13 protein-coding genes and 1 pseudogene are annotated in these 14,731 nt (G+C 60.1%); 9 read left to right on the forward strand and 5 right to left on the reverse strand.

The window, feature by feature from the left end; translation table 11 throughout:
• Window positions 1-46: 46 nt before the first annotated feature.
• Together ACIGGF_RS07660 and ACIGGF_RS07665 are read left to right on the forward strand one after the other, a co-directional pair.
• Complete coding sequence (locus tag ACIGGF_RS07660; protein WP_397520900.1) at window positions 47-1,525, forward strand: sugar ABC transporter ATP-binding protein; 1,479 nt, start codon at window positions 47-49, stop codon at window positions 1,523-1,525.
• Window positions 1,491-2,561 carry an ABC transporter permease gene (locus ACIGGF_RS07665; protein ID WP_397520789.1) on the forward strand — a complete coding sequence of 357 codons (1,071 nt, stop codon included), beginning with the start codon at window positions 1,491-1,493 and terminating at the stop codon, window positions 2,559-2,561. The genes ACIGGF_RS07660 and ACIGGF_RS07665 overlap by 35 nt, the downstream gene beginning before the upstream one ends.
• Window positions 2,562-2,653: 92 nt before the next feature.
• On the opposite strand, the gene ACIGGF_RS07670 is transcribed toward ACIGGF_RS07665, so the two are convergent.
• A complete protein-coding gene (locus tag ACIGGF_RS07670) occupies window positions 2,654-3,568 on the reverse strand; it encodes an SDR family NAD(P)-dependent oxidoreductase (protein ID WP_397520790.1) in 915 nt (304 codons plus the stop codon).
• Between the two features lie 67 nt (window positions 3,569-3,635).
• Here ACIGGF_RS07670 and ACIGGF_RS07675 point away from each other — a divergent pair, with 67 nt between their 5' ends.
• Window positions 3,636-4,040, forward strand: a complete 405-nt coding sequence (locus ACIGGF_RS07675) for a MarR family winged helix-turn-helix transcriptional regulator (protein ID WP_397520791.1) — start codon at window positions 3,636-3,638, stop codon at window positions 4,038-4,040.
• A gap of 41 nt (window positions 4,041-4,081) precedes the next feature.
• On the opposite strand, the gene ACIGGF_RS07680 is transcribed toward ACIGGF_RS07675, so the two are convergent.
• A complete protein-coding gene (locus tag ACIGGF_RS07680) occupies window positions 4,082-4,807 on the reverse strand; it encodes an SDR family oxidoreductase (protein WP_397520792.1) in 726 nt (241 codons plus the stop codon).
• 129 nt (window positions 4,808-4,936) lie between these two features.
• Here ACIGGF_RS07680 and ACIGGF_RS07685 point away from each other — a divergent pair, with 129 nt between their 5' ends.
• Window positions 4,937-5,353 (forward strand): MerR family transcriptional regulator, encoded by a 417-nt coding sequence (locus ACIGGF_RS07685; RefSeq protein ID WP_397520793.1) that lies wholly within the window; start codon window positions 4,937-4,939, stop codon window positions 5,351-5,353.
• 7 nt (window positions 5,354-5,360) lie between these two features.
• Here the strand turns inward: ACIGGF_RS07685 and ACIGGF_RS07690 are convergent, their stop codons facing one another.
• Window positions 5,361-6,536: an epoxide hydrolase family protein gene (locus ACIGGF_RS07690; protein ID WP_397520794.1), complete on the reverse strand. Its 1,176-nt coding sequence runs from the start codon at window positions 6,534-6,536 to the stop codon at window positions 5,361-5,363.
• A gap of 259 nt (window positions 6,537-6,795) precedes the next feature.
• Between ACIGGF_RS07690 and ACIGGF_RS07695 the strand changes: the two genes are divergently transcribed.
• On the forward strand, window positions 6,796-6,954 hold the full coding sequence (locus ACIGGF_RS07695; RefSeq protein WP_222092544.1) for a hypothetical protein: 159 nt from the start codon (window positions 6,796-6,798) through the stop codon (window positions 6,952-6,954).
• Between the two features lie 168 nt (window positions 6,955-7,122).
• On the opposite strand, the gene ACIGGF_RS07700 is transcribed toward ACIGGF_RS07695, so the two are convergent.
• Entirely contained in the window at window positions 7,123-8,178 is a 1,056-nt protein-coding gene (locus ACIGGF_RS07700; protein ID WP_397520795.1) for an SRPBCC family protein, read from the reverse strand.
• A 59-nt stretch (window positions 8,179-8,237) separates the two neighbouring features.
• The gene (locus ACIGGF_RS07705) at window positions 8,238-9,947 is read right to left on the reverse strand and encodes an APC family permease (protein ID WP_397520796.1); all 1,710 of its coding nucleotides are present in this window, start codon (window positions 9,945-9,947) and stop codon (window positions 8,238-8,240) included.
• A 180-nt stretch (window positions 9,948-10,127) separates the two neighbouring features.
• Here ACIGGF_RS07705 and ACIGGF_RS07710 point away from each other — a divergent pair.
• The 4 genes and pseudogenes from ACIGGF_RS07710 to ACIGGF_RS07725 form a co-directional block, all read left to right on the forward strand.
• Window positions 10,128-10,544 (forward strand): annotated as a pseudogene (locus ACIGGF_RS07710) (AAA family ATPase); the annotation flags it as partial.
• 372 nt (window positions 10,545-10,916) lie between these two features.
• Entirely contained in the window at window positions 10,917-12,479 is a 1,563-nt protein-coding gene (locus tag ACIGGF_RS07715) for a LuxR C-terminal-related transcriptional regulator (RefSeq protein ID WP_397520901.1), read from the forward strand.
• A gap of 354 nt (window positions 12,480-12,833) precedes the next feature.
• A complete protein-coding gene (locus tag ACIGGF_RS07720; protein ID WP_397520797.1) occupies window positions 12,834-13,490 on the forward strand; it encodes an amino acid synthesis family protein in 657 nt (218 codons plus the stop codon).
• Window positions 13,490-14,689: an amidohydrolase family protein gene (locus ACIGGF_RS07725; RefSeq protein ID WP_397520798.1), complete on the forward strand. Its 1,200-nt coding sequence runs from the start codon at window positions 13,490-13,492 to the stop codon at window positions 14,687-14,689. The genes ACIGGF_RS07720 and ACIGGF_RS07725 overlap by 1 nt, the downstream gene beginning before the upstream one ends.
• Window positions 14,690-14,731 lie beyond the last annotated feature (42 nt).

Here is a 14,731-nt window from a genome sequence, read left to right on the forward strand (position 1 = left end):
AGAGATGATTTCCGAGGAGGTACGGATGGAACCACCGCTCTTGCAGATGAAGTCTGTTCACAAACGATTCGGTCGAACTCACGCGCTGAAGGGGGTCGACTTCGAGATCCACGCTGGAGAAGCACACGCATTGTTGGGTGAGAACGGGTCCGGTAAGTCGACCTTGATGAAGATTGCCTACGGCGAAGTCACGGCCAGCAGCGGCCAGGTGTTGCTACGGGGAGAGCCCGTGAAGTTCGCCAACCCGCTTCAGGCCTCGCGAGCCGGCATCGCGATGGTCGCGCAGGAGGTGCCCGTCGTAGAAAGTCTGACAGTGGCGGAAAACATTGCTCTGGGGAACTTACCCGGCTCCCGATTCCGCATCGACTGGACCACAGCTCACCGGACCGCAACCGAGGCCTTGGGCGAGCTCGGTTCCGGAATTCGCGCTGACCGAATAGTAGGATCTCTTGGTCCGGGCGATCGTCAGGTCGTCGCCATTGCCAGGGCTGTTGCGTCGAAGGCTTCGGTTGTCATATTCGATGAACCCACGAGTTCGCTGACGGCCGAATTGACGGAATCGCTGTTCGACATCATTCGTAAAATGAAAAGCTTCGGCCTGGCAATTGCATTCATCTCTCAGCGTCTGCAAGATATCGAACCTGTGGCAGACCGCGTGACCGTGCTTCGTGACGGCGCACTGGTGAGGACGATGGACCTGGCCGAGGCCGATGAGGGCACAATAACTCGATTGATGGTCGGTAGGCCCCTCACGGACTACTTCCACCGAGAGATTGCCAAAACTCGGTCCACTTCGGACAAGCCGGCCCTGTCGGTCGGTCACCTGTCCTCTCCTGGCGTCATCGAGGATGTAGGTTTCGACGTCAGGCCCGGGGAAGTCGTGGGACTCGCCGGTCTGGTGGGTTGTGGGCGTGTCGAGGTTGTCCGTTCGATCTTCGGCGCAGATGCCGGTGTAGGCGAAGTGACGGTAGCGGGCAAGCCCTACACCCGTCGGACCCCACGCCGGTCCATTCAACGTGACCTGGCGTTCGTAACCGGCGACCGAAAAGGCGAAGGGCTGGTTCCGGCCGCAAGTGTTTTCCACAACCTGAGTCTCATCGCAAACAACAGGCTGAATCTGCTACCTATCAACAGGAGAAATCAGCGAACAGCCGCCTCCAGTGCCATGCAAGAACTCCAGGTGCGACCGGCTGACATGAGCCTGCCTGCGGGGAGCCTATCGGGCGGGAATCAGCAAAAGGTGGTCATAGGCCGATGGCTGTCGAGTGCTCCACAGGTCTTGCTGATGGACGAGCCCACGAGAGGGGTGGACGTGGGTGCCAAGTCCGAGATATATCGGCTCGTGAGGGAGCTTGCGTCGCAGGGCGTGGCTGTTCTCATAAGTTCTTCCGAAAATAGCGAGCTGCTCGGTGTGTGCGATCGCGTCATGGTGATGTTTCGAGGCCGAATTGTCGCTGACCGCCCATCCGATCAGCTCGACGAATTGACAATTGCTGAACTCGCCGCAGGAGTTATTGATGTCTGAACCAACAGTCGCCCCATCGAAAGATTCTTCCGAAGCGGAGATCGCTGAGTCCGAACGGACAGAGCGTCCGGGAATGTCGACATCCGCGGGTGCTGTGCTGAAGAACTTCCGCGGGTTCGGTGGAGCATTGGCTGCTCTTCTCATCATGGTTCTTTACCTTTCGGTGACGCAGGAGTTCTTCTTCACGAAGGCGAACATCCTGAATGTGCTGTCCGGCAACAGCGCCTTGATGATCACGGCTATCGGTCTTACCTTCGTAGTACTGTCGGCCGGTTTCGATCTTTCCGTTGGAGCAATCTATGCTGCGGCCGGGTACGTTGCATATCGGGCGCTGGAGTCCGGACTCCCAGAAATTGTCGCTCTCTTGTTGGGAGGCTTGACGGGGGTCCTGCTGGGTGGAGCCGTAAACGGAGTGCTTATCGGGCGTATTCGTCTCAACTTCTTCGTCGTCACCCTCGGCACCACATCCCTGTTCACCGGTGCGCTCAACGTCGTGACCAATGGCAAGACCAACACGATTCCCATCGAGGAGGGAAGCCTTCTTTACGCGCTCGGAAATGGCACTGTCATGACCATTCCCGTGCCGGTTGTCTTGAGTCTCACGGTTCTGTTGCTGAGTGGATACTTGCTCCGCTTCACCTCGTTCGGGCGCGCCGTCTATGCAGTGGGCGGGAATCCCGAAGCGGCACGACTGGCCGGCATCAACGTCTCGTGGGTGTACGTGTGTGTGTACGGTCTCGGAGGTCTCTTCGCCTCGGTGGCGGGCATGGTGGATGCAAGTCGACTCGCCTCGGCATCTCCGACCGCTGGTGCGAGTTTGGCTTTGACTGCTGGTGCCGCAGTTCTGCTCGGGGGCACAAGCTTCTACGGCGGTCTGGGAGGAGTTTTCGGGACGGTAGTAGGCGTGCTCCTCATTGCCGTCCTGCAAAACGGACTGGGTTTGATGGGAGTTTCCGCATTTTGGCAGGGCGTTGTCACCGGCACCGTTCTGGTCGTGGCTGTGCTGCTCGACAAACTGCAGTCTCGATCTACCTGAGGACGGCACGCCCATCCGCGGACAGTGAGGACATCCGCGATGGGCGTGCGTAGTCGGCGTGGTGGTGCACTGCATCAGCATCAGGGGTGTCGCTATGCCAGGATCGGGGCACCGATGATGCGTTCGGTTTCGTTCCACACGAACGCTCCGAGATCGGAATTGCGGCTCGAATGAACTGGTTCGGCGATCACCGGTGGGCCGGCAGCATTCCTTTGTGGCCCGATGTAGACCCCAATGAGCGGTAGATCGCGTGCCGCCATGGCCGCGACTGCGGGTGCAGCAGCGGAGTCCTTTCCCTGCACCATCGAGGAGAATGCAGGCCCGAGCACTCGGGCAGCTGCTCGCACGATGCCCGGCCGAGTATGGATCCCCGGCCGATCCGCGGTAAGGGCATCGATTGCCCCGCCTGGATGGACAACCACCGACTCGACCGAGGATTGGCCGCCCCGAAGTCTGCGGGAGAGTTCGAAGCCCAGAATCTCCGTCGCATGTTTGGACATGGCATACGCCACGCGTGGCCGGTAGGAGTCCTGAGACAACCAATTGTTCCGATCGAACGGAATGCGTTGCGTGAGTATGCTTCCCATGCTCACGACCCTGGCGGACGGTGCCCGTTCCAAGGACGGGAGAGCGAGACGGAGCAGTTCGACATGTGCAAGAACATTCGTGCCGACAGTCAGCTCCACCCCGTAAGGGCCTTGCTCGAACGATGTGGGTGCCGCAACCAAGCCTGCGTTCATCACCAGGCCGTCGAGCTCAGGGGTATCGCGCAACTCTGTGCCCGCCCGCCGAACGGATTCGACGTCCGCGAGATCCATCTCGACGACGCGGTGACGGCCGGAGTGGGGCAGGAGGCCGATGGCGTGTCGGCCTCGCTCTCCAGAACGCGCCACGACGATGATCTCGGCACCCAGTTCGGCCAACTGTTCGGCAACGAAATATCCGATGCCCGACGTAGCGCCGGTGACGGCTACCGTGCGCCCGTCGAGTCGATCGATTTCGAGCATGTGGATCTCCTTCAAGTCTTGAATTATCAAACTACTTCAAGACTTGAAATACTGCTAGCCTGCTCACGTGGACATTCTCGATGCGACTCTACGAATGCAGGAACTCGCTCTCCGGATCAACGATGATTTCTTGCCATTTGCCACACGGGAGGGCCTGACGCTCGTGACGGCGCATGCCCTGTGGAAAGTGCACCCGGAGCGAGCCGACCTGACAATGTCCGAAATGGCTGCGCAACTGGGATGCAACGCTTCCAACGCCACGTTCGTCGTCAAGCAGTTGGAGACGCGTGGTTTTGTCGAGAGGAGAGCCGACCCGGCGGACGGCAGACGCACGTTCATCGGGCTGACCGAAGACGGAGCGCGTGCCCGAAAGCGACTCGGCCGAGCGCTGACATCTGTCAGCCCCCTGAAGGCTCTGACCGAGGAGCAACGCGCTTCGTTCGTCAGCATTCTGGATGTCGTGAGCGATTGACGCCGACGCCGTCCATTTACGGGATCGTCGTGACCATGGAGTCAGTTGGTTCCGAGTAGCTCGGCCATTTTTGCGTAGAAGGTCGAGGGATCACCTGCGAGTGAGGATTTCACCATGGCGGTCCATTCGTCCACGATGATCTCGATGGAGCCGTTGATCAGGCCGTCCAGTGCTGCGCGAGGCACGGTGCGGGGGTCGATCTTCGGCCCGTCGTAGCCGGCGGCAATGTCTGTGTCGGCAGCGCCGAGAAGCACGCCCTGAACCAGAGTCCCCTGCGGGGCAAGTTCCAGGCGTACGCCGTTCGTCATGTTCCATTCGGCAGCCTTTGCGGCCGAGTAGGCACCGGATCCCGTTGTGGCGAACCAGGACAGCGCAGAGAGGATGTTGATTATCGAGCCACCACCGTGTGCCGCGAGTACTGGGGCGAAGGCGCGGATGACGTGCAGTGTGCCCCAGTAATGCGTGTCCATCTCTCGTCGAATTTCCGTCAGGTCGCCGGTGACGAGTGTGGCACCGGTCGAAATACCTGCATTGTTGACGAGCAGCGTGATATCCGACGCGAAAGACGCTGCAGCGACGACCGATTCGCTAGCGAGAAGGTCCAGTGCCACCGGCATCACCCGCTTGTCTTCGAAGTCGAGCGTCTCGGGTCTGCGAGCCGACGCGTACACCTTCTGCACGCCACGATCGAGTAGTTCCAGGACGAACTGACGGCCGATGCCGCGGTTGGCTCCAGTGACGAGGGCGACCTGGTTCGAGAAGTCCATGGGGGCCTTGCTTTCTTGTCGGGGTTCGTTCTTCGGTCCTGATCGGCCCGATATCGACAACGCTAGAACTTGACGCTAACGTCAAGGGCAAGTCCGAACCGCAGAATGTCGATCCGAGGGAGATGCGGGATGCGAATAGGCGAGGTCGCGCGCCTGGCGGGAGTGAGCACGCGGGCCCTGCGCTACTACGAAGAGCAGGGCCTACTGACGTCCGAACGTACCGTCAGCGAGCAGCGCATCTACCCCGAGTCTGCGGTCGAGCGCGTCAAGCTGCTCCAGCAATTGTTCTCGGCCGGTCTGTCGAGTCGAAAGATCCTGCAACTGCTGCCCTGTATCGACAGTGGCCAGAGTTCCCCCGAGGCCTTCGAGATCATGAGAGTCGAACGCGACCGCATCACCGCGGCGATGGCCGATTTGGTCGCCACTCGCGACGTCCTCGACCGAATGATCGATATTGCGCACAACCCGACACCTGAGCACTGTCCTGCCCTTCGAGACACCCCCTGGGCTCCGCTCGGGGCAGACGACTCTGTGGTTGCCTCGTAATCGAGATCTACCCGACAGTCGAACGGTACGGCCGGAAGAAGTCGCGTAGTTCCTGCGCGTACAGTTCCGGTTCCACGAACGGTGCGAAGTGTCCACCGCGCGGAAGTTCGCTTACACGAACGACGTTCGCGACGCGGTCCAACCACGCACGGGGCGGATTCGTGAAAAGGTCACCGGAAAAAAATGAGAACCCTGATGGCACCTCGACGCGGCGGGCGTGCTGCTGCGACGGGATCGACGCGTTGGCGTTGTACATACGCATCGACGATCCGATGGTTTCGGTGAGCCAGTAGAGGGTGACGTTGGTGAGAATGTCGTCTTTGCTGAACCTCCGCTCGATGTCCCCGTCGGAGTCGGTCCACGCTCGAAGCTTCTCGACGATCCACGCGGCCAGCCCGGCCGGGGAATCGGTCAACCCGACGGCAGCGGTCTGCGGCTTCGTGCGGTGCATCGCAGCATATGCGCCCTCTGTGCTGCCCCACGCGGCGGACGTGTCGAGGAAGCCCTGCTCCTGCCTTGTCAGTTCGGCGCGGTCGCCGGTGAACACGGGCAGTCCTGCATCCATACGGTGGACGGCCACGACGGACTCCGGGTGGTCCAGTGCCAGGTAACGACTCAGTGAGCTGCCGATGTCACCGCCGGTGGCACCGTAACGGGGATACCCCAGAATATTCATGAGCTCGGCCCAGAGGCCGGCCACTGCAATCGAATTCAGTGGGGGACCCGTGGGTGGATCGGAATATTCGTAGCCCGGCATGTCGGGCACGATGACATCGAAAGCATCCGCGGGGTCGGCTCCGTGTGCAGCCGGATCGGTCAGCAGTGACACCACTTTCGAGTAACGCCAGAACGAGTCCGGCCACCCATGGCTGAGGACCACTGGGAAAACAGGGCCCACAGGTGACACCGCCCGCGCATGCACGAAGTGAATACCCAAGTCGTTGATTTCGATCCGAAAACGAGGATGTCTCGACAGGGCCGACTCCTGCGCCGTCCAGTCGAATTCGTCGATCCAGTAATCGACGAGTTCACGCAGATACGTGACGTCGACGCCGAGTGACCACCCGGCATCGGCGGGACTGTCCGGCCATCGTGTAGCGCGAAGTCGCGTTCTCAGGTCATCCAGCGCTGCAGAAGAAGTCGTCGAAACGAAGGGTTCGGGACGAGGTCTGGAACGCGACATGAAGGGAGTCTAAGTCCGGATTGCGGCGACCGGCAGAATGACTGCTTCGCTTCCGCCAATTGCTACTGGCCGCCCATACGAGCAGGACTACATCTCACGCACTTGCTCCATGCGATACGTATTAATACGGATTTCCGAAGGAACGTCTGCATCCGACGCGATTCGAAGCGGACCCTGAAGTGAGCGAAGAGCAAAGGGGTAAATGGTGTGGTTTCGAAGGAAACAACCGAAATATTTGTCGGACGGCACGGGGGTGTCGATGACTGACGAGGGGAATCCGGCGACGCCGTTTCCCGCCAACTTGGCCCACGCAATCGCCTGGGGAGCGTCGCTGGAGTCGGTGGGGTACGAGTGGCCGCCCGAAGCTGACAGTCCGTCCGATGCCGGCGAGGTCGAAGACACTGCGCCGGAACAGTAAGAGCCCGTACAGCTGTCGATAGGTATGCGGAGCAAGTGATTCTGCGGTCGCACTTCGCTGCAGAATCCAAGAGCAGCTCCGCCGGCCTTGTGCTCCGGCAGCGAGTCGAAGGCCCCGGTGTCGGTGTAGTCGAAACAGCACCGACACCGAGAAAACCTCGTACTACCTCTACGAAGCTGTCGAACGGGATCCGTGCAGATCGATCCGCGTCATGATCCACTTCTCGAAGAATGCGAGAGCATTTTCGCTTTGCGGCAGCAGACGTCCGTATGCGACGGCCCCGGAGGTGAATCCGTGCTGTTGAAGTTCGACTGCGCCGGCATCCTCCTCCATCGTCTTCGTGTAGTAGATGGACACCCATTCCTCCAAGGCGTCTGCTGGCATCGACTCGTCCACATACATATCGGAAATGACGTCGCAGGTCGTGGGGCTCGTGGGCACCACTCGAAGAACGAACATCGCGAAGTCGTCGATTGCGACGAGCGAGTTCGGCGGCAGAAAGAGGAACTGGAAGCCGCCGGGTGAGCGTCCCTCGGGCAAGCTCTCCGATACGAGCTTGGCGGGACCGTACTGGGTATTGGCGTTTGCAAAGACACGGCTGTCGTATTCGCCGTTGCCTACCTGGAACGCTTTGGCAAAGGTCTCCGAATGGATCAGCGGGCAGTGATAGCACTCGAGGGCGTTCTCCACGAACAGTTTCCAGTTGCCGTTGATCGTCGTGGTCGTCTGCTCTCGGTACGTGAAGCGTCGGCCATTGTCGATCATCTGGTCCACGAAATCCCGACAATCCGCGATCAGGTCGACCAACGGCGCAGCGTTCACGTCCAGATTGGCAAAGACCCACGGACCCAGTGTTGTCACCGCTATCGGTAGCAGGCCGTGCTCAGACTTCTTCAACTGCAGCTCGTCACGACAGCGCGGCGCGTTCAGCAGCGAGCCGTCGAGACGGTAACTCCATCCGTGATAGCGACATTGGAGCATCTTGGACGACCCGTCCTCGAGCGCTACGGGGTGCAATCTGTGACGGCAGATGTTGACCATTCCTTTGAGTGCGCCGTCCGTGTCACGAGACACCACAACCGAGGTCCGGCCGAGCGCCGCGACGATATGGTCTCCAGGGTTGTTCAACTTCGCGAGAGGGCCGACGTACTGCCAGGTGTCCGAGAAGGCAGCGCCCATTTCATCTTCCATGAATGCGGGATCGACGTAGGCGGTTCGATGCATCGTATAACCGTCTGTCCGAGAATCGATTTCAGATATTGTCTGTGTATCGGATGTGGCGGTCATTGCAAGTTCTCCTTTGTTCGTGTGGCTTTGCTTTCCGGCGCAACGTTTCTCGGCCGGGTCGAAGTAGGTAGGAGGAATCCGACGGCCAATACCGCCGCGATGACGAGAGGAAGGTAGCTAGCCCAGCTGTCCGGCATTCCGGTTTGTAGATCCCAGTTCTTGAGAAGTAGGACAACGATCCAGGCGAGGCCCAAACCGCTCAGAGTAGGAGCTACCAGGGTCTTGAATCGGCTGTGGCCCCGTTTTTCGGTGCGGAAGAACTTTACGATCGCTGCCGAGGTGAACACCCAGATGACGATGATCCCAAGCGTCCCGATCGCCAGGAGTAGGGAGAAGAGGATGCTGATGGGGTCTTGCTTCGTCAGCCAGGCAACCAGTGTGACGCCGATTCCGATCGCGGATTGGATCAAAGAGGATCGGGTCGGTGACTTCCATTCGGGATGAGTCCTGGACAGCGCCTTCGGAAGCATGTGCTCACGGGCCAGAGAAAATTGGTATCGCGACACAGCGTTGTGTAACCCGAGGCAGGCCGCGAAAGTACTGGTGACGAAGAGTACCTTCATAGCGTCGACGAAGCTGTTTCCGAGGTAGTCCGCGCCAACCGCGAACACCATGTTCGAGGGATCGCTTTGCGCTGCGGACTGAACGTTGTCGACGCCGAAGGCCATCGCGAGTACCCAAGTGGTGACAATGTAGAAGACGCTGATCAGACCTACGCAAAGGTAGGTCGCAATGGGAATCGTTCGCTTGGGGTCCTTTGCTTCCTCGCTGTATATCGCAGTTCCCTCGAAGCCCAGAAAGACGGCAATACAAAACAACAAACCAGCACCGATGTTGCCATCGAGAGCAAGCGATGGATCGAACGGAGCCATCGACAAGCCCTCGGCACCGCCCTGGGTGATGACTGCCGCGTTCAGGACAAGAATGATCAGTATTTCGGCAATGGTAAGAAAGCCGAGTACGCGGGCGCTGACGTTGACGTCTCGGGAACCCAAGAACGCGACTATCAACTGACCGCCGAGCATGTAGTAGACCCAGGAGACATCCGGGCCGCCGAACTCCACCACGAACCGAGCGACGGTGACCGACACCAGTGCCCAGAGTGCGAGAACTACGCCGTAGTAGCTGAGTAGAGCGAGGTAGCCGGCTGCACGTTTGGCGCGGACACCGAAGGCTGCGCCGATGTACTCGTAGAAGCCGCCGGCGCTGACGACATGTTGTGACATCGCCACGAATCCGACAGCGAAGAAGAGCAGCAGGATTCCGGTAATCACGAAAAGGACTGGCACTGCCGCGCCAGGTCCATTTGCGAAGGCAAGTGAAACACCGCCGACAACGGCGGACATCGGTCCTATGCTCGCTATCACGAAGAAGGCAATTCCCATGACGCCGAGGGAGCCGGCTCTCAGGGAATGGGGGGCTGAATCGTTGCTCGAATGTGTCGAGTCGCTCTTGGTCATCGGGACCCCTTCTCGAGGGATGAGTGTGGTGAATGCGTATGGCCGCGTGACGGGCGGCCACGGTGAGTTCGTCCGGAATCGCCGGTGACATCGGGCTGCCGGGATGGGGGCGAATGTGTTCCACACAACAATGCCCCCGGGTGGTCTCCCCGTCGTCAGTAGTTTTACTGATGGTTGTCCACTCGGACCATCGGCGAACCCGTCCGGTGCCACAGCCGCTGCAAAAAAACACCCGTTCGAGGTCATGTGAAATCGGACGTCGGCTACGTAAAGTGTCTGTGGACCACGCGGCCTCGTAGGCCATATTCTTACGGAGGATCACCAATGTCGGCTGTCGTCCTGACGCGCCCACTTCGGTAATCCGGTGAACTGCGTCAGTGACCGGGCTGTCGAGGCTTCGGCAACTCGGGTTGGATGGCGAGGACGATGACGAATCCAGCGTCCTTTCCTCGCTTTTCGACGTCGTTCATCGGCCGTGAACGTGAGGCCGACGAGTTGGTGAACCGGCTCAGTGGCGGTCGTTTCGTAAGCCTGACCGGCCCGGGCGGGGTGGGAAAAACCCGTTTGATCGCGGAGTGTTTGCCGAGCTCGGTAACGCTGTTCGAGCACGGCGTCGTCACGGTCGACGCCGTGGGCATCGTCGCGTCGTCCGATCTGCGTGTGCGAGTTGCGGACGCGGTCGGTGTCCGCGACGCACAGGCGGCGAGTCCGGAGACGTTGACGAACGCGCTCCGCGGGCGTCGAATGCTACTCGTGCTCGACGGATGCGAAAGCTTCGACGACAGTGCCCGGTTGTTGGTCGAGGCGCTGCTCGAGTCGTCCGATACCTTGTCGGTACTGGCGACCACCCGACGTGCACTCCACGTAGACGGGGGCGCAATTCTGCACCTGGCGCCGCTGGCCCTCCCACCGCCCGACTACGAGCTGCCAGAAGCTTTCGGTGGGGTCGAGGACATTGCCCACTACGAAGCAGTGCGGCTGCTTATCGATCGAGCGCGGCTGGTCAAGCCACACTTCGAGTTGACATCGGCCAACGCTCGGTCGGTCGTGGCGCTCTGCCGAAGACTCGATGGACTGCCGTTGGCAATAGAGCTTGCGGCCTCCTGGGTCCGAGCGATGTCGGTCGACCAGATCATTCGACGGATGGAAACGTCTTTCGACTTCCCTCGGGCGGGTACGTCCAACATCGCGCCCAGACATCGCACACTCACGGCCTTGATCGCCGGCACTTTCGGGCTGTGCACGGATCGCGAACAGGCGTTGTGGGCGCGCATGTCCGTATTCTCGGAGTCTTTCGACCTATTCGCCGTCGAAGCTGTCTGCGGTGGCCCCCCATTGGAGAAGACAGATCTACTGGACACCATAGCGTCGCTGGTGGATCAGTCGGTCGTAGTTGTCGACGACACCCCGGGCGACAGCCGATACAGACTGTTGAGACTGACGCGCGAATATGGATCGTCGAAGCTCCTGGACGCTGACGAAACGCATGCGAGACACCGTGACCATTTCGACGAACTGATGGCCGACTACGTCGGCCGTTGGTCGGGTCCTGGTGAACTAGGGCTCTTGAGCAATCTGCGTGCTGACTACGCCAACATAACCGATGCCATCGAACTAGGGCTAGGCCGCGCAGAAACTGCCCAGGCAAGCGCGCGGATGGCGGCAGACCTGTGGGGATTCTGGTTTTCCACCGGCCGACTCACCGAAGGGCGCTCCATATTGGACCACGTCATCGAATCGCCCTTTTTGAGCACGCCATCGATCGAACGTATCCGCGCTTTGTATTCCAATGCGTATCTCAGTCTCCTACAGGACGATGCCGCCTGCGCACGTGAACTGCACAGCGCTGCATCGGCGTTGGATGATGGTCTGGGAAACGATGCACTCAACCGAGGTCTACGGCTGGAACTGGGAATGATGATAGGGCTCGCACTCGAAGAAGACTTGGATCCGACTGGCGATATGGCGGTGGCCATGTCGATTTTCGAGCAGGCCGACGATCCCCGCGCTCCGACAATGTTCATGGACGCGGTCAGTATCTCGGTGCTCTTCGCCGCACTCAGTGGTCGATCGGACTACGCACAGAAGTTGGGTTCCCGCGGACTTGCGGTGAGCAAGAGAAGAAGGGATGTGATCTGGCGGGCCTACATCGAGTATTCCCTGGGGGTGGACGCGTGGGTACAACAGTCTTTTCACGCCGCGCAAAAGCGAGCTCTGTTCGGACTGAGCACATCGCCCGATCAACTATTGGTCACGCACTGTATCGAGTTACTGGCATGGTGCGCATCCAGCCAGGCCAATTTTGCGCTTGCTGCTCGGCTGTTCGGTGCCGCAGATCGACGGTGGGATCAGGTCGGAGGGCAATTTTCGGGTTTCACTGGATTGTCACGAGTCCGAGACGAGTGTCTCACCCTGGTCAGACGCAGCCAGAATAGTGAGGAATTTTCTGCGGAGTACCGAACCGGCCATCGAATGACAGTCGACGATGTTGCGGCAATTGGCACCGAGGCATATTACAAGACCGACGCGATCCATCACCAGGACGAGCCGTCGCCGCTCACGAACCGGGAGGAAGAGGTGGCGAGGCTGATTGCCGAAGGACTCAGCAATCGCGAGATCGCGCGAACTCTGACGATTTCCCCCCGCACTGCAGAGAGCCATGTAGACCATATTCTCACCAAATTGAGTGTGTCGAGCCGTACTCAGATCGCCGCTTGGGTGCTGGGCCGTCGCTCTGCGGAGACCACTCGAAAATTGAGTACGCCCCGCAGTGGGTAGGAGTATCGATAGACGACGTCGAACCTTGCGCCCGTGGCGAAAACGCGAGAGCGGCCGTAGCTCTATCTGAGCTGCTACGAGGGGTGCCGACGAATCGACGCGAACAGAAACGTGTTTCACGGCCGTCCGCTATGCGCGGTGACGCCCAAATGTATATTCCGGCAAGGGTGCGGAAATATTCGGCTATCCGTCGTCATCGAGTCTGTATTGCGTTGGTCAGCAGGTACTTTCGGTATGTCTTCCGCCACCTTCACATGGTTACGGTCAAGCAGGTTTATCGACCGCGTGAGCCCTGCTGTGTTCCCGCAGCGTCCGGACGCGGTGAAAGTTGACCCGTTCGGGTGATGCGGAGTGATGGTCGCCACGCTTAGCGTCATCGACAACGCCGGTCACGGTGCGATCAGAGTGCAGCTGAGTCGAGGAGTTGAAGTGAGTTCCCTTGCTATAAGAAAAATTGTCGCTCATGTCGAGGAAATCCGTTCGGTCGCTGGACGATTTGATAGCGATGGACCGATTCGCAAGGTGGCTGTGTGTGCCGTCGTCAACAATCCGTATGCGGGTCAGGGCTACGTCGAGGACCTGAGCGACATCACCGACGCCTCCGCGGATATCGCGACCCAGATAGGCAAGTACGCAGTCGAGCTGCTCGGCAGCGAACCCCAGAGCTATGGCAAAGCGGGACTGGTCGGTTCCGCCGGCGAACAAGAGCACATCAACGCTGCAGTCACGTCGATATTCGGTAATGCCCTTCGCGATGCGATCGGCGGCGGACAAGCGTGGATCACGTCGGTCACCAAGCCTGCCGGTGTGGACGCGACAATCGATGTCCCGCTGGCTTTCAAGGACGAGATTTGGGTCCGAAGTCACTATGACGCCGTGACCGTGCAGGTTCCGGACGCGCCTCACGCAGACGAGCTCGTGATCATCGCGGCCGTCGCGAACCGCGGTCGGATCAATGCCCGCGTCGGCGGAATGACTCGCGCCGAGGCACTGAACAAGCAGGAGGCGTGATGACTGACCTCGCTATCGTCAACATCGGAACGGTCATTTCCGGAGACTTCGAGAACCCGCTGGTGGCCGGAGCGGACACCATCCTTGCTTCGGATGGAGTGATCACCGCGGTCGGCCGTCGTCAGGATTTGGAAGCGGAGGTGAATGCGGCCGCCGTCACCGTGGACGCAGTGGGAACCACTGTGGCCCCAGGCCTTATCGATTCTCACTGCCACGTCGTCCTCGGGGATTACACGCCCCGGCAGAAAACGGTGGACTTTCTGGCGAGCTATGTCCACGGGGGTATCACCAGCGTCGTCTCGCCCGGTGAAATCCACGCCCAGGGCCGACCGCACGACGCCGTCGGAGTGAAAGCTCTTGCTATCGCAGCAATGTCGTGCTTCCGGAACTTCCACCCCGGCGGAATGACGGTTCACGCCGGTGCCGTCGTACTCGAACCCTCGTTGACGAAACAGGATTTTGCCGACCTGCAGTCGGCCGGAGTGCGGCTGGCCAAGTTCGGGTTCGGACTGTACGAAGACCCGGCTGACGGTTACGACCAGGTGCGTTGGGCCAAGGAACACGGCATCAAGGTCATGTGCCACTCCGGTGGAGCGAGCATTCCCGGGAGCAAGCCGATCACCCCTGATCACCTGCTCTACCTGGCACCGCACGTCTGCGGGCACATCAACGGTGGACCCACGTCGCTCGACGCCGCTGGTGTCGACAAGATCATCGACGAGACCGAAATGGCGTTGCAGTTGGTGCAGGCCGGAAACCTGCAATCGTCACTCCGAATTCTCCACAAGGCGCACAGGGACGGAAAGTTCGGTCGCATCGTCATCGGCTCCGATACCCCGACGGGTACGGGCGTCATGCCTCTCGGTGTGATCAAGACCGTTGCCGAATTGTCTTCCTTCTCCGGGATCGATCCGGCGATGATCTGGGCGGCTGCTACGGGTAACAACGCTCGAACTTGGGATCTATCAGCAGGATTCGTTCGAGTCGGTGCAGCCGCTGATCTCGTGGTCATCGACGCGCCATGGGGATCTACCCGAGACGACGCACTGGGCGCGCTGAGCATCGGCGACATTCCCGGTATCACCGCGGTCATCACCGGTGGAGTGATCCGCAACCTGACCAGTCGTAACACCCCGCGCGCCGCACGGTTGCCGGTGATCAGCCCGGACATGCCGCACCTCGCGTCTGCCGGACACTGAAGCACTCGCACCCATCTACTCCAGAAAGGAACAGTGACATGG

This window comes from Rhodococcus sp. NPDC078407, assembly GCF_044542515.1.
Classification (GTDB): domain Bacteria; phylum Actinomycetota; class Actinomycetes; order Mycobacteriales; family Mycobacteriaceae; genus Rhodococcoides.

Bases quoted from the DNA above. Each gene is read 5' to 3' on its own strand.
- ACIGGF_RS07670 (WP_397520790.1), bottom strand. From the start codon at position 3,568: ATGCTCGAAATCGATCGACTCGACGGGCGCACGGTAGCCGTCACCGGC.
- ACIGGF_RS07725 (WP_397520798.1), top strand. From the start codon at position 13,490: ATGACTGACCTCGCTATCGTCAACATCGGAACGGTCATTTCCGGAGAC.
- ACIGGF_RS07680 (WP_397520792.1), bottom strand. From the start codon at position 4,807: ATGGACTTCTCGAACCAGGTCGCCCTCGTCACTGGAGCCAACCGCGGC.
- ACIGGF_RS07690 (WP_397520794.1), bottom strand. From the start codon at position 6,536: ATGTCGCGTTCCAGACCTCGTCCCGAACCCTTCGTTTCGACGACTTCT.
- ACIGGF_RS07705 (WP_397520796.1), bottom strand. From the start codon at position 9,947: ATGACCTCGAACGGGTGTTTTTTTGCAGCGGCTGTGGCACCGGACGGG.
- ACIGGF_RS07685 (WP_397520793.1), top strand. From the start codon at position 4,937: ATGCGAATAGGCGAGGTCGCGCGCCTGGCGGGAGTGAGCACGCGGGCC.
- ACIGGF_RS07700 (WP_397520795.1), bottom strand. From the start codon at position 8,178: ATGCATCGAACCGCCTACGTCGATCCCGCATTCATGGAAGATGAAATG.
- ACIGGF_RS07720 (WP_397520797.1), top strand. From the start codon at position 12,834: ATGGTCGCCACGCTTAGCGTCATCGACAACGCCGGTCACGGTGCGATC.
- ACIGGF_RS07695 (WP_222092544.1), top strand. From the start codon at position 6,796: ATGACTGACGAGGGGAATCCGGCGACGCCGTTTCCCGCCAACTTGGCC.
- ACIGGF_RS07660 (WP_397520900.1), top strand. From the start codon at position 47: ATGAAGTCTGTTCACAAACGATTCGGTCGAACTCACGCGCTGAAGGGG.